Here is a 19,534-nt window from a genome sequence, read left to right on the forward strand (position 1 = left end):
GGACAACCTACCCCTGCGCGCGGCCACGTCGAATGAGACGTACCACCGCGGTCTGACCGTCGTCGCCGACGATCCGGTCGGCGTCGGCCCAGTCGTCGCTGCGCTCGGCGAGGATCTGCCCTGCCTGCGCGGTGTTCATCTCCATCAGCAGTGCGCCACCGTCGGCGAGCCAGTCAGGGGCGGCACCGACCAGCCGTCGTATGTGGTCGAGTCCGTCGCTGCCGCCGAGAAGCGCAGTCCGTGGTTCGTATTCGGTCTCGTGCGGTAGGAGCTCGACGGCACCGTCGGGGATGTAGGGCGGTACGGCCGCGATCACGTCGACCGCGCCGAGCAACCGCCGCGGCAACGTCGACAGTCCGTCACCGAGGTGGGCGTGCGCACCGGCGGGCAGGTTGCGGCGCGCGTAGTCCAGAGCCCTCGCGTCGACGTCGACGACGTGGATGCGCGCACCGATCGCCGCTTCTGCCACCGCCGCCGCTATCGGCGCGACTCCGCAGAACGCCTCGACGACCACGGGGTGCTCGACGTGACGTCGGCGCAGTACCTCCGCAGCGACCTGCGCGAGCAACAGCGAGCGCTGTCGAGGGATGAACACCCCCGGCCCCACGTGCAGGTCGATCGACCCGAACCGGACCTTCCCCACCACGTGCTCGAGCGGCTCACCCGCACATCGCCGAGCGGTCATCTCTTCCAGCTGCTCGACGTCGCGCGCGGCGTCGACGAGGATGGCCGCCTCCTCCGCCGCGAACACACAGCCCGCCGCCCGCAGCCGCGTGGCCAGCGCTGCCGACTGTGCGCCTCGTACTGCCGACTGTGCGCTTCCTCGCGCCGACTGGGCGTCCGTCACTTGAGCAGCCGTGACATTCGACGGTCCGCGAGCACCTTCCCGCCGGTCTGACACGTCGGGCAGTACTGGAACGACCTATCGGTGAAACTGACCTCCCGGATCGTGTCGCCACACACCGGACACGGCATCCCGGTGCGAGCGTGCACCCGTAGCCCGGTTCGCTTCTCCGACTTCAGTTTTGCGACGCCGAGACCTTCGAGCCGCCCGGTCGCGTCGGTGAGTACAGCCCGCATCGATTCGTAGAGTGTGTCGATCTGGGCGTCGGACAGTGTTTTCGACGACGCGAACGGCGAAAGCTTTGCGGTGTGCAGGATCTCGTCGGAGTAGGCATTTCCGATCCCGGCGATCACCCGCTGATCGGTCAGCACGTTCTTGATTCGGCCCGACGTGCCGTGCAGGATCTCGGCGAGCTCGTCGCGAGTGACACCCATCGCGTCGGGTCCGAGTGAGGCGATGCGCTCGACGTCGGACACATCCCGCACCACCCACACGGCCAGCCGCTTCTGGGTGCCTGCCTCGGTGACGTCGAAGCCCTCTCCGGGTAGCCCACAGTGGACGCGCAGCGCGATCGGACTCTTACCGCCGGGGCGCAGCGGTCGCGGCGAGAGATCCTCACTCCAGCGCAGCCACCCCGCGCGCGACAGGTGGATGACCAGGCTGATCGTCGGTTCGTCGACCTGTTCGGCGCTGCCGGGAATCGTCGTGATGACGAGGTATTTACCGATTCGCGACGCGGAGTCGACGATGCGCCCGATCAGCGCGGTGTACGGCGGATCTGCTGTTTTGAGTACCGACAGCGACGCGACGTCGACGCGTCGGATCGGGAAGCCGGCAGCGTGCTCGTCGACGTAATCGGCGATGGCGGCGACCTCAGGCAGCTCAGGCATGCCTCCAGTGTGCTCTAGTAAGTGCATGATCTCCGCACATTCCGACGCCGAGCTCGCCGCTCGGATCGCGGACGGCGCAGGCGAGATCCTCGTCGGAGTGCGCTCGGGGCAGTTACTGGGTGGTCGACAACTCGGCGACCTCGGCGACGCGATGGCCCAGGCGTGGATCGGCAACGTGCTGCGCCGACATCGCGGCTCCGACGCTGTGCTCTCGGAAGAAGCAGACGACGTCGGCGACCGCGCGAAAGCCGATCGCGTCTGGATCATCGATCCGCTCGATGGCACGCGCGAGTTCGCTTCTGGCACTGCCGACTGGGCCGTTCACGTCGCGCTCACCGAGTCCGGCGTGGTGACGGCCGCGGCTGTCTCGCTACCCGCGACCGGCGAGCTGTTTCGCACCGACACCGTCGAACCCACGAGCGGACCGCTACGACATCGCATGGCCGTATCCCGTTGGGGCGGAACGTATGAGGTGGCCGCGGTATCGCGCGCGCTCGGTCTAGCGCCGGTCGAGATCGGGTCGGCGGGCGCCAAGGCGATGGCCGTGGTCCGCGGCGACGTAGACGCATACGTGCACTCGGGCGGCCAGTACGAATGGGACAACTGCGCCCCGGTCGGCGTCGCGCTCGCCGCAGGGCTGCACTGCAGCCGCCTCGACGGCTCGCCCATCGTCTACAACCGCCCGCGCCCGTATATGCCCGACTTCGTCATCTGCCGATCCGAGATCGCCGACGACCTACTCGGCGTCCTCGCCCGGATCTGGTGATGCCTCGCGGGTCGAGCAGCCCCTCCGCTGGTCGAGCAGCCTTCCAGCTTGGCCGAGCAGCCTTCCCGCTGGCCGAGCAGCCCCTCCGCTGGTCGAGCAGCCGCGAGGAACGAGCGGCGTGTCGAGACCACCCCACCCCAGCCCACTCAGCGCTGTTTGCGCAGCAGGTAGATGTCCATGATCCAGCCCACGCGCTCACGGGCCGCGGCGCGCTCCGCGGCGATGCGCTCGCCCACGTCGCCCACCCGACCGCTGATCAGGATCTCGTCCGCGGTGCCCAGATAGGCGCCCCACCAAATGTGATCGTCGGGGTCTGCGGTCTGCCGGAACGCGAGGTCGGCGTCGAGCATCACGATCTGGTTGGAGTCGACGCCAGGCGGCGTCTCGGCGAGCCGACGCCCCGTGGTGATGTGGATGGGTTCGCCGATCCGGTTGGCGACGATTCCGTGCGCGGCGGTCAGCGCGCTCGCGCTCGTCACGCCCGGGATGACCTCGACGTCGAGGGTCAGGTCGGGGCGGTCCGACAGATCGTCGACGATGCGCAGGGTGCTGTCGTATAGCGCTGGGTCGCCCCAGACAAGGAACGCCGCGACACCCCCGTCTAGCAGTTCGTCACGCAGCGCGGAAGCGATCAGCTCGGCTCGTGCCGCGTGCCAGCGCCGCACCTCGGCGTCGTAGTCGGCCGGCGTGCGATCACGCGGCGGGTCAGCGATCTCGATGAGCCGGTACGACGAATTGGCATGGCTCGCAAGGATCTCTTTGCGGGCGTCGAGCAGCCCCGTCTTCGCACTCCCCTTTTCCAACGCGACAAACACCTCGACGTCGGACATCGCTTCGATCGCCTGGAGCGTGATCTGCCGTGGATCACCGGGACCGATCCCGATGACCCGCAACGTTATCCGCATCGTCGAATCAGATCTTCACGCGCCGCAGACCGTGTTTGCGAGCGGTCATGTCGAGGATGAACTGGCGCGGCAGCAGGCGTCGCAACGCGAACACGAGTCCCGCCGAATTTCCCTTGGCGTAGAACGGCTTCGGATGCTCGGCGAGCGCGGCGTCGACGATGACCGCCGCCATCTCCGCCCCGCTGATGCCCTCTTCTTCGTTGTGTCGCGTTGCCGCCGCGAGGGTTTCGTACTCGTCACGGTAGGGCGAGTTCTCACCGATGTAGATGCTGCGCCGATCGCCGATGCCGGTGGCGATCGTTCCCGGTTCGACGCTGATCATCCGAATCCCGTACGGCGCTACCTCACGTCGGGTCGCGAACGCATACGCCTTCAGCGCGGATTTCGTTGCGGCGTAGTTGGATCGGAACGCGACCGGGAAGCTCGACAGCATCGATCCGACCATCACAACAGTTCCCCGACGCCGCTCACGCATCCCCGGGAGCACGGCCTTGGTCAGCGCGATCGGCCCGAACACGTTGACGCGGAACAGATCTTCGACGGCACTGATCGGCGTGTCCTCGAGCGCCCCTGCCTGCGACTCTCCCGCATTGTTGATCAGGATGTCGACGTCGCCGACCTCACGGGCACACTCCGTCGCGCTCTCGTAGTCGGCGTTGTCGAGACGAACGTAGGTCACGCCGGGAATCGGATCGGCCACCTTGTCGGGGTGTCGACTGGTGCCGAAGACTCGATGGCCTGCGGAGGCGAACTGCCGCGCCACCTCTTCGCCGATTCCACTGGTCGCGCCGGTCACGAGGACGGTGAGCTGAGATGGTGTCACCGCTTCACCGTATCGTCTCGCTGCGCCCGCGAGACCAGAAGCACCTAAGCCGAGCCCGCCCTGGCGCAACGACTCCCGCCCCGATCGGGGATCGGCCCGTCACGTAGACTGCCTCCGTCGGTCTTCACGACCCGCCCTCGTAGCTCAGTGGATAGAGCACCGCTCTCCTAAAGCGGGTGTCGCAGGTTCGATTCCTGCCGGGGGCACCAAAAAAAGTTGCGTGGGACACACGGGTACAAAAACGCCCCCGAGGATCCCACGCAACTCGACGCCTCGACTCAGATCCGCGGCACCCCGGCGGCCAGGAGATCTTTGACCACTTCTTCGGGCTCCGTGCGCAATTCCACGGCGGTACACCGCAGCTGGCGGCGGCCGGGAGTAGACAATCGGCGCTGGCGACGTAGATCGTCCTCCCACGACGTGTGGTCCCTGTGAAACGACCCGTCGACTTCGAGCACCACCGTCGATCCGTCGGGCAGATCCCATTCGCCATCGGTGTAGCGGCGTCGACCATCGCTGTCGGTGCGAGGACGCTGACGCACGGGCGCTTGCAGGGAGAAGTCACGGCACATCGTGACCAGGTCGATTTCGGCCATCGACTCCGAGCCGCCCGCGATGTCGTCGAGGAATCCGCGCAGCAGGGGCTTATGGCGCAGCCGTGGCAGCTTGTCACACCAGGAGAGCAGAGCCTCGGCCGTTGCCAGTCGCTGCTGCACCACGGCGGCGAGAAGGCCGCCCGCCGACCGTGCCGATGCATGCTCACCCCACGCACCAGCATTGAGCGCCGAAGCCAATGTGAGGGTCGCGGGCTCGACCCGCAGCGTCGCCATTCCCGCGCGTTGCACCGAGAGCGAGGTCAGGTCGTGGCGGGTACGGACGTAGTCGATTCCGTCGGGCGCCCTCCGCGCGCTGCGATCGTCTGCTCCGACGAGGAACACGACCGGTCCATCCTCCCAGCCCTTCAACCCATGCGCCGACAGAGCAGCGCGACCCGCCAGAGCTGTTGTGCCACAGGGGTGTAGCGCACCGATCCAGACGCGCTGAGTCTCGCTCGGAGCACCTGGAGCGAGCATCAGAACTCGCGGACCGAATGCCTTCCACTCGCCACTGCTGACTCGCCGCCGCACGGTTCGCTTGTCGACGCCTGCCTCAGCGAGCTGCGCACGTGTCGCGATGTTGTCCTGCCGGTGCGCGAGCGCCAGCCACCCCTCGTCGGATCGCACCCGCTCAGGATGTCGCACATCCGACGCGACGCCGAAAACCTATCCACAGGCCCAAGTTGTGTGGGACGTACGGGTACAAAAATGCCCCCGAGGGTCCCACGCAACTCGGAGCCCGAGGCGTCAGACGAGCTGCGACCGCAGGTTGTTGTCGGTCTGCTTGATCGCCTGGCCGACGAACGGCTCGAGAATGGCACCGAGCGCACGCCCGCTGAGTCCCCCGGGCAGTTTGTACTGGAACTCCACCTCAACCTTCGTTCCACCGTCGGCGTCGGCGAATCGCCAGGTCGTGTTCGCGGGAAAGCCGTCGACCGACACCAGCGCGATCAGCTCACCGTCGACCCATTCCTTGGTCTCGACCGTGGACTTGAACACCTTCGGCCCCACGCTCATCTCGGCATTGAACGTCGCGCCGAGACCGGAGGTGTGGTCGGTGGTCGGATCGAAGCGAGTGATCCCGAACATGTAGCCGGGCACGTTGTTGTAGTCGTTGACGTAGTCGAACACCCTTTGACGTGGCACATCGATCACCGCGCTGTGGCTCACCCCTGGCATCTGCACTCCTCGTGTTGTTCCGCCAAGACGGCGGTGGACGCAACTACGGACAATGTTCCATTACCCGTTGTCGACGTCGACAATCGGGTCGCGCCTCACTCGCCCAGGTCCGCCGAGATCCGTCGCAGGAGGTCGACGAGTTGTGCGCGTTCGTCTGCGCTCAACGGGGAGAGAACATCGGCGTCGTCGGCGAGTCTGTTGGGGAGTTCGGCGTCGACCAATGCCCGCCCCTCCTCAGTCAGTTCCAGCAGCACCACCCTGCCGTCGCGCTCGGACTTTCGTCGCGCAAGCAGCCCGCGCCGCGAGAGGGCCTCGCTGATCTTGGTGATCGACGCCCCGCTGAGCATGGTCGTCGACACCACCTCACTGGCGCGCAGTGGGCGATCCGACCTGGCCAGAGCGCTGAGGACGTCGAACTCCGACCGTCCGATCCCGTGCGCCTCCAGCTTGCGGTCGAGTCGGTGGTTGGAGACTGTCGCGATGCGCTGAATCCGACCGAGGATGCCGATCGGCTCGATGTCGAGGTGCGGATACGACCGCGCCCACTCCGCTTCGATCCGGTCGACCAGGTCACGGCTCGCTCGGGCGTCGGGGATGTCGGTCACGTGACGATCATAACTAGCACCTTCATTTACTTCACTAGTAAAACAGTGATAAATTAGTCGAATGCAGAGCTCCCTGATCACACCGCACGTCCGTGTCCGCGGCGCAGCCCTGCAGCACGTCGTAAACCCGACCACCTGGCGCGACGCCCTGCGACTCGACTTCAGCCGCACCAGCGTTGCCGCCCCGCTGCGGGTGGGTGTGGCCGTGGGCGTTGTCCTCGTCGTCGGCGCACTGCTCGGCCTGCGCGACCTCGCGGGACTCGCGGCACTCGGCGCGCTGGTCTCGGCGTTCTGCCGACCCGACCCCTATCCCGTCCGCGCTCCCCGACTGATCGCGCTCGGCGTCGGGGTCACCGCGGTCATCGCGGTCGGTGCGACGATGGGCACCTACGCGAACTCCATCGTCACCGAGATCGTCGTGACCGCCGTGCTGGCCGGGATCGCGTGCTACGTCGTGTCGGCGCTGCGCATTGTCGGGCCGGGCGCCGTCATCTTCGTCTTCGCCGCGACCGGCGCAGCAGGGTACGCACACAGCGCAGGCGACATCGGCCGTGCGACGCTCGCCTCGGCGATCGGCGCCGTGATCGGCATTCTGATCGCTTTGGCGCCGTGGTTCGTCGAGCTGCTCAGGTCGCGACTCCCGAAATCGAGAACACACGACGCCTCGTCGAAAACCACTCCAGCGCAACGTGAATCGATCTGGGTCACCCTCGCGGGCGGACAGGCCCCCGCGCATCGTAAGCACCTCGCCGTTACCGCGATCCGTATCGCCATCGCTGCGGCGATAGCGGCCACGATCGCCGTCGCCATCCATCTCGATCACCCGATGTGGGCCGCGATGGGTGCGGTCGCTGCGATGCAGGGCGTCGAGTATCACCTCACTGTTCGACGCGGAGTCCAGCGACTGCTGGGCAATCTGGGCGGCGCGGTGATCGCAGGAATACTCCTCGCGGTGCCGCTGGGATACTGGGGCGCGGTCGCGGGCATCGTCATATTCCAGGTCCTCGCCGAGATCCTCTCGACCGTCAACTACGCCCTCTGCTCACTCGCGGTGACACCCATGGCACTACTGCTCACCGGCCTCAGCGCGGGTTTGAGTCCCGAGGCGGCCGTCGATCGCGTTCTCGACACAGCGATCGGGATCGTGGTCGGCATCGTCGTGGCCGCCCTGGCGGTCCGCGGACACGACATCGCGGCGCTGCGTGGACACGCCGCGAACGCACCTGCGCCGGAGAACTCCGACACCAAGCTGTCCCAACCGAACTCGGCGTCGAATCGTTCGCGCAGCTAGCAACCTGACGGCTTCCGCACCATTGTGAAGCGTGTTTTCACGAGCGTCACATGGAGGCAATGACCTGGGTACCTGGTCCTCATAGCGTCGTTTTGCTTGAACCAACGACACTCACTCTTCGGGGCCACCCGGCCACGACAGGCGCACACGCGTCGCAACCGGAGAGCCGACCCAGGAGTTTATGTATGAGTGGCAGCATGTCCCGCCGTCAGGCCATCGAGGCCGTGACCACGTATGAGATGGAATGCGACGGCTTCCCCGAGCCCCTGGCAGACACCTTCGGCCGCAACGTCTTCACCCTCTCGGCGATGAAGACCCGCCTGCCCAAGCACGTCTTCAAGGCTGTCGCGGCAACCATCGACAAGGGCGTTCCACTCGACCCGACCCTCGCCGACTACGTAGCTTCCGCGATGAAGGACTGGGCCATCGAGAAGGGTGCGTCGCATTACGCGCACGTCTTCTACCCGCTGACCGGATTCACCGCCGAGAAGCACGACTCCTTCCTCGAACCCGACGGCGCCGACGGTTCGCTCGCCGAATTCGCAGGTAAGACGCTGCTGCAGGGCGAGCCCGACGCGTCGAGCTTCCCCAACGGCGGCCTGCGCGGCACCTTCGAGGCCCGCGGTTACACCGGATGGGACGTCACCAGCCCGGCGTACATCCTGGAGAACCCCAACGGCAACACCCTGTGCATCCCCACGATCTTCATCTCGTGGACCGGCGAGGCCCTCGACAAGAAGGTGCCGCTGCTGCGCAGCCAGCAGGCCATGAGCAAGCAGGCGATGCGCGTGCTGCGACTGTTCGGCCACGAGGATGTCGACACCGTCGTCTCGTACGCGGGCCCCGAGCAGGAGTACTTCCTGATCGACCGCCACTTCTACTTCGCCCGCCCCGACCTGATGACGACGAACCGCACGCTGTTCGGCGCCAAGCCGTCGAAGGGTCAGGAGTTCGACGACCACTACTTCGGGGCGATCCCCGACCGTGTGCTCGCGTTCATGATCGAACTCGACCGCGAACTGTTCAAGCAGGCCATCCCGGCCAAGACCCGCCACAACGAGGTCGCACCGGGACAGTTCGAGATCGCCCCGGTCTTCGAGCGCTCGAACATCGCCCACGACCACCAGCAGCTCATGATGACCACCATCAAGAAGGTCGCAGAGCGCTACGGCATGATCGCGTTGCTGCATGAGAAGCCGTTCGCCGGAGTCAACGGCTCGGGCAAGCACGTCAACTTCTCGATGGGCAATTCCAACCAGGGCAACCTGCTCAACCCCGGCGACACCCCGCACGAGAACGAGCAGTTCCTCGTCTTCTGCGCGGCGATCATCCGCGGCGTGCACAAGTACGGCGGCCTCCTGCGTGCCTCGATCGCCTCGGCGTCGAACGATCACCGCCTGGGCGCCAACGAGGCGCCGCCCGCGATCATCTCGATCTTCCTCGGCGAGCAGCTCTCCGACATCTTCGATCAGATCGCGAAGGGTGGTGCCAAGGAGAGCAAGACGTCGGGCGTCATCGAACTCGGCGTCGACACGCTGCCGCCGTTCAAGGCCGACGCCGGCGACCGCAACCGCACCAGCCCGTTCGCCTTCACCGGCAACCGTTTCGAGTTCCGCGCGCCCGGCTCCAACCAGTCGATCGCCGACCCGATGATCGCGATCAACGCGATGCTCGCCGATTCGCTCGAGTACGTCGCCGACTTCCTCGACAAGGAGATCGCTGCGGGAACCGAGTTCCACGCCGCAGTGCAGAAACTGCTCGAGGGCATCATCACCGAGCACGGCAAGGTGGTCTTCAACGGCAACGGCTACTCCGACGAGTGGCAGGAAGAGGCCGCGTCGCGCGGTCTGCTGAACCTCCGCACCACCGTCGACGCGATGGAGCAGTACGACCTCCCGGAGATCAAGGAGGTGTTCAGCAAGTACGGCATCCTGTCCGAGCGCGAGCTCGAGGCACGTAAAGACGTTGTGCTCGAACAGTATTCGCTGGCCCTGCTGGTTGAGGCCAAGGAGACCCTCGAGATCGCCAAGACGATGATCCTGCCCGCGGCAACGCGTTACATGGGCGAACTCGCGAGCACCGCGGCCAGCCTCAAGGCTGCGGGCATCGAGATGGAGACCCCGGCGCTGGGCACCATGACCGGCAAGGTCAGCGAGCTCAACGCCGCCATGGACACGCTCGAGTCCGCTATCGAGGGCTTCCACGGCGAGACCGTCGAGGAGGAGTCGGAGTACGCACTGAAGTCGCTGATCCCCGCGATGAACGGCGTGCGTGACGTCTCCGACGCACTCGAGGGAGTCGTCGCCGACGATCTGTGGCCGCTTCCGACGTACAACGAGATGCTGACCATTCTCTGACGCGAACACCACGCAGCGTGCCCGCCGGGATATCTCCCGGCGGGCACGTCGCATTTCGCGGACTTCTTGGCCGATCAGCCAGGCCCGGTCGGTATCTTTGTCGCTATGGATGAATCCGGTGTCGGTGTGGGGCGGCTGTTGCTCGCGCTCGACGCGACGCTGGCGTCACTGGCTGCCGCACCGCGGGGCCTCGACGTCGTGATCGACTCGGTCGCGCTCATCGACCCCGACGACCTGCGCCTGCCGCTACACACATCGGCGCGCGACGCGGACCTGTTCCTGATGGTCGGAGTCGACGCCGACGATGTTGTCGGTTGGCTCGACGGGTTCGGAGCGCAGATGCCCGTCGCCGTCATGCTCAAATCGCCGTCTGCCGAGGCCATCTCACGCATCGCCGAGCATTCCGTCGCGGTCATCGACGTCGATCCGCATGCTCGGTGGGAACGCATCTACCGACTCGTGCTGCGGGTGCTGGATGCGTCGTCGGCACCGCCCGGGGCCGAATCCATGCAGGCGGGCAGCATCGGCGATCTCTTCGAACTCGCGGCAGAGGTCGCGCGCCGCACCGGTGGGCTCGTCAGCATCGAGGACGCGCGTTCCCATGTGCTCGCCTACAGCAGCGCTGGCGACGAAGCCGACGAGCTTCGACGTTTGTCGATCCTCGGGCGCGAGGGACCACCGGAGATGCTCGCCTGGTTGCGCCAGTGGGGCGTGCTGGATGCGCTGCGCACCACCGAGACACTGGTGTCCGTCGAGGAACGCAGCGAACTCGGGTTGCGCCCGCGGCTGGCGATCTCGATCCGCTCGCCGCACGAGCAGGGAGTCGGCGACTACCTCGGCGCGATCTGGTTGCAGGAAGGGCGAGATCGGTTCGCCGACAACACCTCCGACATTCTCGCGGGTGCCGCCGCTGTCGCAGCGCGCATCATTTCTCGACGACGCAGCGCGGGCAGCGGGCACGACGAACTGGTACGCAGACTTCTCGGGGCGCGCGGCGAGACGATCGACTCGGAGTTCCTTGGTAACCAACTGGGCATCTCGTCCGACGCGGACCTGATGGTGGTCGCGTTCGGCGGCTTGCTCACCGACCCGTCGAGAGCATCGGTGGCCGCGCCCACACCCGCGATGATCTCCGCATTGACGTTGCACGCCAGCGCATTCAGCCCGTTGTCGGTGACGTCGACGCTCGGACCACGCGCCTACGTCGTACTTCCCGCTGCCGATCAGGACGCAACGGTCGCGTGGGCCCGCTCGGCGGTTGCGGCGGCGCGTCGACAGTTCGGTGTCGACGCACGGGCCGTGGTCGCTGGGCCCGCCGCGGGACTCGGGTTTGCACCGACGTTGCGGACCCAAGCCGATCGAGTTCTCGATGCGGCACAACGTGAATCGGATCTGATCGAGTCCGTCACGACGGTCGCGGCGTCGACGACGGGCGTGCTGCTCGGCGAGATCGTCGCGCTGATCGAAGAGAACCCGGAGCTGATCGACGCCCACGTCCTGGACCTCGCGGCGCGCGACGAAACGTCGGGAAGCGAACTCACACCGACGTTGCGCGCCTACCTCGACCATTTCGGTGACGTCCGCGCGGCCGCCGCCGCGCTGCACATCCACCCGAACACGTTGCGCTACCGCATTCGTCGCGTGCAGGAGCTGACCGGCATGGACCTCGAAGACCCGACGACCCGCCTGGTCGTCGCGCTGACGCTCCGGGTCCCACGGCCCGCCGGCTGAGTGCCCCGCTGGTTGAGCCGGCCGCGAGCGCAGCGAGCAGCCGAGTCGAAACCACCCGACCGCGCAGAGGTGGTCTCGACAAGCTCGACCAGCGGGAGAACGCTCGACCCTTCCGCTGGTTGAGCCGGCCGCGAGCGCAGCGAGCAGCCGAGTCGAAACCACTCGACCGCCCGAAGGTGGTCTCGACAAGCTCGACCAGCGGGAGAACGCTCGACCAGCGGGATGCAGCTCGACCAGCGGGCAAGCTCGGCCTCACTCCCGCAGCGTGGCCTCGAAGGCGATGCGGTCGCCGCGGAAGAGCGACCACACCACCTCGACGGGCAGGCCGGCGGCGTCGAAAGATCGCCTGCGCAGCAACAGCATCGGCATGGCGGTCGACGTTTCGAGTAGCTGCGCCTGCCGCGGGCTCGGCAGTGCCGTCTCGATCCGCTCCTCGGCGCTGGCGAACGTGACGCCCTCGGCACGGATCGCGGTGTACAACGATGTCTCCGGATCGAAGGTCTCGTAGAAGTGCCCGAATCTCTCTTTCGGGAGAAACGTACTCTCCAGCCCGAGCTTCTGGCCGTCGGCGAGCAGCACGCGTTCAAGGTGCATCACGGTCGAACCAGGCGCCAAACCCAAACCTGCGCAGACGGACTCGTCGGGCACGGCGTCGGCGAATGTCACCATGATACGGCTGGGTACCCGGCCGAACTGGCGCGCTCCCTCGGTGTAGGACTTCAACGACAACGGCTGCACCATCTTTGGCGCCGACACGACCGTTCCGCGCCCGCGCCGTTCGATCCGGCCCTCGACGAGGAGTTCCTGCAGCGCCTGCCGCACCGTCTCGCGCGCAACCGAAAAACGTTCGGACAGAACGCGTTCGGATGGCACCGAGTCGCCCTCTTCGAGATCGGCGAGGACGTGCTCTAGCTCAGTCCGCACCCGCACGTACTTCGGCTGAGTCTCAGGCGCCATCAGTGGCCACCCCGTTCGACGTCGAGCACACGCCGAGCCACCACCACAACCTCGTCGATCGAGAGTGCCGAAGCCCCGGGAATCTTTGCGGCGTCGTCGAATCGGCGCAGTGCGAGGGCGTCTGGCCACCATGGGTGCCGTGTCCACTCCGCACCGAGATCGCCGGCGCCTCCCTGCTCCGCGAGCGAGGCGACCGATGTCGCGGTCAGCCCATCCGTGTAGGCCGGATCGTGAGCCGCCAGCCACTTCTTCGCCGCGACATGCGAACCCGCAAGCCATCCGACGCGTTCGCCGAATCGAGGAGTCAGCCAGGCTCGCGCATCGTCGTCGTGGCGAGCAGTGGATTCGACGAGGCGACTGTGCCCGACGTCGTGGAGCACAGCGGCGAGCACCAATTCGTCATCCGCGCCTGCCACCACGGCATTGCGGCCCGCCTGCAGCGCGTGATCGAGCTCGTCGACGGCCTCTTCGTCCCAGACTCCGCGCAACGAGCGCAGCACGTCCTCGACCTCGGCAACCACATCCACACACATGAGATTCACTGTACCCAATTTGGTCTAGACCAAGAGTTAACCCAGAGTTCTCCGAAAGGACCTTTATTGGTCTAGACCAAACCAGCAGACTAGTTCGCATGAAGGTGATCATCATCGGAGGCGGAATCCTCGGTACGTCGCATGCGCGTGCCGCCATCGAGCGCGGACACGAGGTGCTGTTGCTCGAACGAGAGCGTGAGGCGCGCGGCGCTACAGTCCGAAACTTCGGGCTAGTCTGGGTGTCCGGACGTTCGGCGGACGAACTCCCCGCGGCGCAGCGCTCACGTGACCTCTGGGAGAAGATCGGAGCCGACGTCCCCGGTATCGGCTTCCGGCCGTGCGGCTCGATCACACTCGTCCGCACCGCTGCTGAGCTCGCCGTCGCGGAAGAGACTCTCGCACAGAGTGATTCCGCCCAACGCGAGTTCACACTCCTCGACCCCTCCGACGTGCGCGCGATCAATCCCGCACTGCAGGGCACCTACGTCGCGGGTCTGCACTGCGCACGCGACGGAGCCGTCGAATCTCGTGTCGCGCTCCCCGCATTGCGTGGGTTCCTCTCCACCACCGGACGTTTCGAGTATCTCGGCGGGCGTGAGGTGCGGTCGGTGACGTCGGCGTCGGGCACGGTCGAGGTCACCGACGACACCGGTGCCACCCATCGCGGCGACGCCGTCGTCGTGTGCACAGGAGCCGCGCACTCGGGTCTGCTACGCGAGCTGGTCGGTGAGCAACCACCGGTCCGCCGGGTCAGGCTGCAGATGATGCAGACCGCGCCGTTCGATGAGAAGCTCACCACCGCGATCGCCGACGGCGACAGCTTCCGCTACTACCCCGCATTCGCAGGCGAGGCGCTCGACCACCTCGGCCGCGTGCAGTCGCAGTCGCCGGTCGCTGCTGAACACCACATGCAACTGCTGTGCGTGCAACGCCTCGACGGCGGGCTGACGATCGGCGACACACACGCCTACGACCGCACCGCAGACGGCGACGACGCCGACATCTTCGGCTTCGACGTCACCGAAGACCCTTACCAACATCTGGTTTCGGTCGTCGAGAACCTGCTCGGGCGACGCCTTCCGCCCATCGCACGACGCTGGGCAGGTGTTTACTCGCAGTGCCTCGATTCCTCAGAACTCGTCTACCGCAACGAGGTCTCGCCCGGCGTCTGGGTCGTCACCGGCCCGGGTGGTCGAGGAATGACGCTCGGCCCCGCGATCGGTGAAGACACCGCAGACCTCATGAACCTCTGAACACACGCCACACCCGAAGGGAAATACCTTGTCCGACAACCCGATCACACTCGCAGTCCTCGACATGGCAGGCACGACGGTCGCCGACGGCGGCTCGGTCCTCGCCGCGTTCGACGCCGCGGCAGCAGCCGCAGGCCTACCCACCGACGGCCCCGGCCATGACGAGGTGAGGCAATACGTCGTCGACACGATGGGCCAATCCAAGATCACCGTCTTCCGGCACCTCGTCGATGGCGACGAAGCACGCGCCCAGGCGGCCAATGCGGCCTTCGAGAAGGCGTACGACGCGCAGATCGCCGATGGCGGTGTCACCCCTATCGACGGTGCGGCACAGGCCATTTCACAGCTGCGGGACTCAGGTATCAAGGTTGCACTGACCACTGGCTTCAGCGCGAACACTCAGAAACTACTCATCGACTCCCTCGGCTGGAACGATCTCGCCGACCTCGTCATCGCACCGTCGGACACTCTGCGCGGCAGGCCCTTTCCCGACATGATCCTCTCGGCCCTCATCACGCTCCGCATCGACGATGTACGTCAGGTCGCGGTCGTCGGTGACACCGCCAATGACATCACCAGCGGCGTGCGCGCCGGCGCGGGCATCGTCGCGGGCGTACTGACCGGCGCACATGACGAAGACACCCTTCGCGCGGCAGGCGCAACCGATGTCGTCGCCGACATCGGTGCCGCCGCAGCATTGTTCGGCAACTGATCACCCGGTCGACACCACCCAGAATTTCACCATCCATCCACATCCGTTGTGCTGCATCGGCACAGCACAGCGCCATCCGCCACGCCCACTTCATCACCCATAGGGGGTTCACTCATGCGCATTTCACGTCTCACTCGCACCTCGATGCGAGCCGTCGCTCTTGCCGCGACCGTCGCAGCGGTCACACTGACTGCGGCCTGCGGCGGTACGGGATCGTCCGATTCCGGCGGCGGCAAGACACTGACCGTCTACACCGCAGACGGACTCGGTACCTGGTACAAGAGCGAGTTCGCCAAATTCAAAGACCAGACCGGCATTTCGGTCAATATCGTCGAGGCAGGCTCGGGCGAGGTCGTCTCCCGCGTGCAGAAGGAGCAGTCCAACCCGCAGGCCGACCTGCTCGTCACGCTGCCCCCGTTCATCCAGAAGGCCGACGCCGACGGACTTCTCACGGCACCGGGCGTCGACACCACCGGCGTCGATCCGTCTGCCGTCGGCGGCAACTACGTCGGCATCGTCGACAACTATCTGTCATTCATCCGCAACCCGTCCGCACAGCCTGCGCCCGCGTCGTGGAATGACCTTCTCGACTCTCGTTTCAAGGGCAAGATCCAGTATTCGACGCCCGGCCAGGCAGGCGACGGCACCGCGGTACTCCTGCTCCTGCAGCATCTGATGGGCAAGCAGGGTGCGCTCGACTACCTCGGCAAGCTGCAGGCCAACAACGTCGGGCCGTCGAGCTCGACCGGAAAGCTGCAGCCGAAGGTGAGCAACGGCGAACTCCTCGTCGCCAACGGTGACGTACAGATGAACCTCGCATCCATCCGCGACGACGGCTCGAAGTTCGACCTGTTCTTCCCCGCGATGCCCGATGGGTCGCGAACCACGGTGTCGCTGCCGTACTTCGCGGGAATCACCAAGGGCGCACCGCACGCCGACGACGCCAAGAAGCTGCTCACGTTCCTGCTCTCGAAGGACGTACAGAACACGGTCGGCACCGACGCTCTCGGCGTCTCCGTTCGCACCGACGTCGCCGCGCCCACCACGTCGCCGAGCCCCGCACAGACAATCCAAGGCGTGACGATCTGGCATCCGGACTGGAAGTCGGTGCTCTCCTCGCTCGACGCCGACGTCGCCGCATATCAGAAGGCAACCGGTAACTGACATGGCACAGAATCCGTTGACTCGCAGGAAGGTCGACGCCGAGCTCTCGGCGTCGACCCCCTCGGGGGCCTCCCCACAGCAACCGGCGATCGCCTTCGATCGCGTGACCGTCTCCTATGGACGTGGTAAGAACTCCACAGATGCGTTGCGCGACTTCACGTTGCGCGTCAGCCGTGGTGAGACCGTCGCGCTGCTTGGTCCGAGTGGTTCCGGAAAGTCGACGGCACTCAAGTCGCTCGCAGGGTTCGTGCGCCCGACAGCCGGTCGGGTTCGACTGTCCGGCAACGACATCACCGACCTTCCGCCCGCGCGTCGCGGGATCGGCGTCGTCGTGCAGTCGTACGCACTGTTCCCACACATGCGGGTGCGTGACAACGTCGCCTTCGGGTTGCGAGCACGCAAACTCTCCAAGCGCGAGGTCGGCGAACGGGTCGAGGAAGCACTCGGCATGGTCAGCATGTCCGAGTACGGTTCACGCCTGCCCCGCGAACTCTCCGGCGGACAGCAGCAGCGCGTGGCCATTGCGCGAGCACTGGCCATCAAGCCCGACGTCCTGCTGCTCGACGAACCACTCGCAGCGCTCGACGCCGCCCTACGCCAGACCATGGTCGGGGAGCTCCAACGACTGCGAGATGCGTTGCCCGACACCACCATGCTGTACGTGACGCACGATCAGACCGAAGCCCTCGCGCTGGCAGATCGGATCGGCGTCATGCGCGATGCTCGCCTCGTCGACATCGGCACAACCGAAGAACTGTGGTCTCGACCGCCGTCGGGCTTCACGGCGTCGTTCCTCGGTGGCGCCAATCTTCTCCCCTGCAAGGTCGGACGTGTCTCCGGCGCAACGGCTTTGGTCGAGGTCGGTGAGAAGATGCTGTCGGCGACCGCCCCGGAACCGATGTCCAGGTGGACGCCGGGGTTGCCTGCGCACCTGTGCATCCGCCCACACGAAATCGAAGTGACCGCGGTCGGTGCACAACGATCGCTGCGTGCCCGCGTGACGACGTCGGTCTGGCGCGGGGCGTCGACACGCTTGACGCTCGCCGTCGACGGTCTGCCCGATCAACTGATCGACGCCGACGTCACAGGCCGCGCCGACCACCCGGTCGACGAGATCGTCGGCGTGCGGTTGCCCGACCCGGCAGGAACATTGGTCGACACCGCCGGAGGTCCGCGATGACGTCGGCAACCCTCGCGGAGCCGACGACGTCCGCACCGCCGCCGTCGAATCAGGCACCGCGTCGCCTCGGAGCACTCGTCTGGGCGTTGCCGCCTCTCGTGGTGATCGCAGTCATCGCGGTGTATCCGCTGATCCGGATGCTCGCCGAATCCGCTGACGGTCAAGGTCAAAGCACCTGGGGCGCAGTGTTGAGCAGCGAGGCGTTCGTGCGAGCGTTGACCACAACCGCGTGGATCGCGATCGCGTCGACGGTCGGATGCGTTGTGCTCGGCACGTTTTTGTCCGTGGTGCTGGCGTTCGTGCCCTTCCCGGGTTCGGGCCTGGTGGCACGCATGATCGATACAGTGCTCGCACTGCCCTCGTTTCTCATCACCCTGGCGTTCACATTTCTGTATGGCTCTGCGGGAGCGGTGAACTCGGCGATCGACGCGGTGACCGGAGAACGTCCACTGCACTTTCTCACGACGCCGTGGGGCGTGATCCTCGCCGAGATCACCTTCTTCACCCCATTCGTCGTGCGACCGCTGTTAGCCGCGTTCGCGATGATGTCGACCGATCAACTGAATGTGGCTGCATCGCTGGGCGCTTCACCGTTGCGGGTGCTCCGCTCGGTGATCCTTCCCGAAGCGTGGCCTGCGTTGGCAGCGGGCGGAAGCCTGGTTCTGCTGTTGACGCTCAACGAGTTCGGCATCGTCGCCTTCACGGGCGCCAAGGACGTCACGACGCTGCCCGTCCTGATCTACACCCGTGGAATCGTCACGTTCGACCTGCCGGGGGCGGCGGTGATCGCGACTGTCCAGGTCGCACTGTCACTTGCCCTGTACGGCGCCTACCGATTGCTGTTCGCACGCATCACGACTCGCAGGGAGAAGATCTGATGTTGCTCTGGACTCGCGCCAGCCGGGTAATCACCTGGACGATCTTCGCGGTCGTCGTACTCGTGGTCTTCGTCGCACCGATTGCCACCGTCGTCATCGCCGGGTTCGCAGGCTCGTGGACGGGCCCACTGCCGTCGAACCTGGGTCTCAACCATTTCGGGGATGCGCTCTCGGGCGAGAACCTGGCTTCGCTGTCGGTCAGCATTCAGACGGCCTTCATCGCAGGCGCCATCGCGCTGGTCCTCGGCACCTGGGCCGCGCTCTCGTCCAGGGAGGCACCCGCGCCGATACGCCGATTCACCGACGCGGTGTTCCACCTGCCGATCGCGGTGCCTTCGGTCGCCATCGGGTTGGGTTTGCTGATCAGTTTCAACTCGAAGCCGTTGCTCTTGGGCGGCACCCGTTGGATCGTGATCGTGGCGCACACCGTGCTCGTCCTGGCCTTCGCGTTCAGTTCGGTCACCGCTGCGCTGGAACGACTCGACCCCGCGTACAAGCAGGCAGCGGAATCGTTGGGCGCCAGTCCGTTCCGAGTCCTGACAAGGGTCACCCTGCCCCTGCTGACGCCCGCACTCGGGGCTGCCGCAGGTCTCGCAGTAGCACTGTCGATGGGTGAACTCGGCGCGACGGTCATGGTGTACCCAGCGACCTGGAAGACGTTGCCGGTGACCATCTTCGGACTCTCCGATCGTGGTCAGGTCTTCGATGCCGCAGCCTGCACGACGGTGCTGCTGGCGACGACGCTGGTCGCGCTCACGGTTCTCGGCAGAATCCGCACGCGAGCGGCCTAGGCGGCTGGCACGACGGACGTCCGGTTGCCGTGCAATCGGACGCCGTTGCGCGATCCCCGTTGTGCAATCCACCGAACAA

19 protein-coding genes and 1 tRNA gene are annotated in these 19,534 nt (G+C 66.2%); 11 read left to right on the top strand and 9 right to left on the bottom strand.

Annotated elements, in window-relative coordinates:
* Nucleotides 1-7: 7 nt before the first annotated feature.
* Together ACRVY7_RS02670 and ACRVY7_RS02675 are read right to left on the bottom strand one after the other, a co-directional pair.
* The gene (locus tag ACRVY7_RS02670) at nt 8-847 is read right to left on the bottom strand and encodes a class I SAM-dependent methyltransferase (protein ID WP_431815887.1); all 840 of its coding nucleotides are present in this window, start codon (nt 845-847) and stop codon (nt 8-10) included.
* The gene (locus ACRVY7_RS02675; RefSeq protein ID WP_431815888.1) at nt 844-1,734 is read right to left on the bottom strand and encodes a DNA-formamidopyrimidine glycosylase family protein; all 891 of its coding nucleotides are present in this window, start codon (nt 1,732-1,734) and stop codon (nt 844-846) included. Before ACRVY7_RS02675 ends, ACRVY7_RS02670 begins: the two co-directional genes overlap by 4 nt.
* 25 nt (nt 1,735-1,759) lie before the next feature.
* Here ACRVY7_RS02675 and ACRVY7_RS02680 point away from each other — a divergent pair, with 25 nt between their 5' ends.
* A complete protein-coding gene (locus ACRVY7_RS02680) occupies nt 1,760-2,500 on the top strand; it encodes a 3'(2'),5'-bisphosphate nucleotidase CysQ (RefSeq protein ID WP_064870046.1) in 741 nt (246 codons plus the stop codon).
* Nucleotides 2,501-2,646: 146 nt separating this feature from the next.
* On the opposite strand, the gene cobF is transcribed toward ACRVY7_RS02680, so the two are convergent.
* Together cobF and ACRVY7_RS02690 are read right to left on the bottom strand one after the other, a co-directional pair.
* Nucleotides 2,647-3,405 carry a precorrin-6A synthase (deacetylating) gene (gene cobF, locus ACRVY7_RS02685; RefSeq protein WP_431815889.1) on the bottom strand — a complete coding sequence of 253 codons (759 nt, stop codon included), beginning with the start codon at nt 3,403-3,405 and terminating at the stop codon, nt 2,647-2,649.
* Nucleotides 3,406-3,412: 7 nt separating this feature from the next.
* Nucleotides 3,413-4,228 (bottom strand): SDR family oxidoreductase, encoded by an 816-nt coding sequence (locus tag ACRVY7_RS02690; RefSeq protein WP_431815890.1) that lies wholly within the window; start codon nt 4,226-4,228, stop codon nt 3,413-3,415.
* A 133-nt stretch (nt 4,229-4,361) separates the two neighbouring features.
* On the opposite strand from ACRVY7_RS02690, the gene ACRVY7_RS02695 reads away from it, so the two are divergent.
* Nucleotides 4,362-4,437: transfer RNA gene (locus ACRVY7_RS02695), tRNA-Arg, on the top strand.
* Nucleotides 4,438-4,506: 69 nt separating this feature from the next.
* On the opposite strand, the gene ACRVY7_RS02700 is transcribed toward ACRVY7_RS02695, so the two are convergent.
* From ACRVY7_RS02700 to ACRVY7_RS02710, 3 genes are all read right to left on the bottom strand, one after another.
* Nucleotides 4,507-5,451, bottom strand: coding sequence for a type IV toxin-antitoxin system AbiEi family antitoxin domain-containing protein (locus ACRVY7_RS02700; protein ID WP_431815891.1), 945 nt, complete (start codon nt 5,449-5,451; stop codon nt 4,507-4,509).
* A 120-nt stretch (nt 5,452-5,571) separates the two neighbouring features.
* Nucleotides 5,572-6,003 (bottom strand): SRPBCC family protein, encoded by a 432-nt coding sequence (locus ACRVY7_RS02705; protein WP_431815892.1) that lies wholly within the window; start codon nt 6,001-6,003, stop codon nt 5,572-5,574.
* A gap of 95 nt (nt 6,004-6,098) precedes the next feature.
* Nucleotides 6,099-6,608: a MarR family winged helix-turn-helix transcriptional regulator gene (locus ACRVY7_RS02710; protein WP_431815893.1), complete on the bottom strand. Its 510-nt coding sequence runs from the start codon at nt 6,606-6,608 to the stop codon at nt 6,099-6,101.
* 61 nt (nt 6,609-6,669) lie between these two features.
* Between ACRVY7_RS02710 and ACRVY7_RS02715 the strand changes: the two genes are divergently transcribed.
* The 3 genes from ACRVY7_RS02715 (at nt 6,670) to ACRVY7_RS02725 (ending at nt 11,987) form a co-directional block, all read left to right on the top strand.
* Nucleotides 6,670-7,899: an FUSC family protein gene (locus ACRVY7_RS02715; RefSeq protein WP_431815894.1), complete on the top strand. Its 1,230-nt coding sequence runs from the start codon at nt 6,670-6,672 to the stop codon at nt 7,897-7,899.
* 185 nt (nt 7,900-8,084) lie between these two features.
* A complete protein-coding gene (locus ACRVY7_RS02720; protein WP_049697873.1) occupies nt 8,085-10,256 on the top strand; it encodes a glutamine synthetase III family protein in 2,172 nt (723 codons plus the stop codon).
* 105 nt (nt 10,257-10,361) lie between these two features.
* Nucleotides 10,362-11,987 carry a PucR family transcriptional regulator gene (locus tag ACRVY7_RS02725; RefSeq protein ID WP_431815895.1) on the top strand — a complete coding sequence of 542 codons (1,626 nt, stop codon included), beginning with the start codon at nt 10,362-10,364 and terminating at the stop codon, nt 11,985-11,987.
* Nucleotides 11,988-12,239: 252 nt separating this feature from the next.
* On the opposite strand, the gene ACRVY7_RS02730 is transcribed toward ACRVY7_RS02725, so the two are convergent.
* Both ACRVY7_RS02730 and ACRVY7_RS02735 read right to left on the bottom strand, forming a co-directional pair.
* Nucleotides 12,240-12,947 carry a GntR family transcriptional regulator gene (locus ACRVY7_RS02730; protein WP_414651972.1) on the bottom strand — a complete coding sequence of 236 codons (708 nt, stop codon included), beginning with the start codon at nt 12,945-12,947 and terminating at the stop codon, nt 12,240-12,242.
* Nucleotides 12,944-13,477 (bottom strand): HD family phosphohydrolase, encoded by a 534-nt coding sequence (locus ACRVY7_RS02735; protein WP_431815896.1) that lies wholly within the window; start codon nt 13,475-13,477, stop codon nt 12,944-12,946. Before ACRVY7_RS02735 ends, ACRVY7_RS02730 begins: the two co-directional genes overlap by 4 nt.
* 98 nt (nt 13,478-13,575) lie before the next feature.
* Between ACRVY7_RS02735 and ACRVY7_RS02740 the strand changes: the two genes are divergently transcribed.
* The 6 genes from ACRVY7_RS02740 (at nt 13,576) to ACRVY7_RS02765 (ending at nt 19,455) form a co-directional block, all read left to right on the top strand.
* Nucleotides 13,576-14,730: a TIGR03364 family FAD-dependent oxidoreductase gene (locus ACRVY7_RS02740; protein WP_431815897.1), complete on the top strand. Its 1,155-nt coding sequence runs from the start codon at nt 13,576-13,578 to the stop codon at nt 14,728-14,730.
* 28 nt (nt 14,731-14,758) lie between these two features.
* Entirely contained in the window at nt 14,759-15,442 is a 684-nt protein-coding gene (locus tag ACRVY7_RS02745; protein ID WP_431815898.1) for a phosphonatase-like hydrolase, read from the top strand.
* A gap of 114 nt (nt 15,443-15,556) precedes the next feature.
* The gene (locus tag ACRVY7_RS02750; protein ID WP_431815899.1) at nt 15,557-16,606 is read left to right on the top strand and encodes a 2-aminoethylphosphonate ABC transporter substrate-binding protein; all 1,050 of its coding nucleotides are present in this window, start codon (nt 15,557-15,559) and stop codon (nt 16,604-16,606) included.
* Between the two features lies 1 nt (nt 16,607).
* Nucleotides 16,608-17,786: an ABC transporter ATP-binding protein gene (locus tag ACRVY7_RS02755; RefSeq protein ID WP_431815900.1), complete on the top strand. Its 1,179-nt coding sequence runs from the start codon at nt 16,608-16,610 to the stop codon at nt 17,784-17,786.
* Entirely contained in the window at nt 17,783-18,664 is an 882-nt protein-coding gene (locus tag ACRVY7_RS02760; RefSeq protein ID WP_431815901.1) for a 2-aminoethylphosphonate ABC transporter permease subunit, read from the top strand. The genes ACRVY7_RS02755 and ACRVY7_RS02760 overlap by 4 nt, the downstream gene beginning before the upstream one ends.
* Nucleotides 18,664-19,455 (top strand): ABC transporter permease, encoded by a 792-nt coding sequence (locus tag ACRVY7_RS02765; protein WP_270483279.1) that lies wholly within the window; start codon nt 18,664-18,666, stop codon nt 19,453-19,455. Before ACRVY7_RS02760 ends, ACRVY7_RS02765 begins: the two co-directional genes overlap by 1 nt.
* The last annotated feature ends 79 nt before the right edge of the window (nt 19,456-19,534 follow it).

It is taken from the genome of Gordonia jacobaea (assembly GCF_965344965.1).
In the GTDB taxonomy this organism is placed as follows: Bacteria; Actinomycetota; Actinomycetes; order Mycobacteriales; family Mycobacteriaceae; genus Gordonia; species Gordonia jacobaea.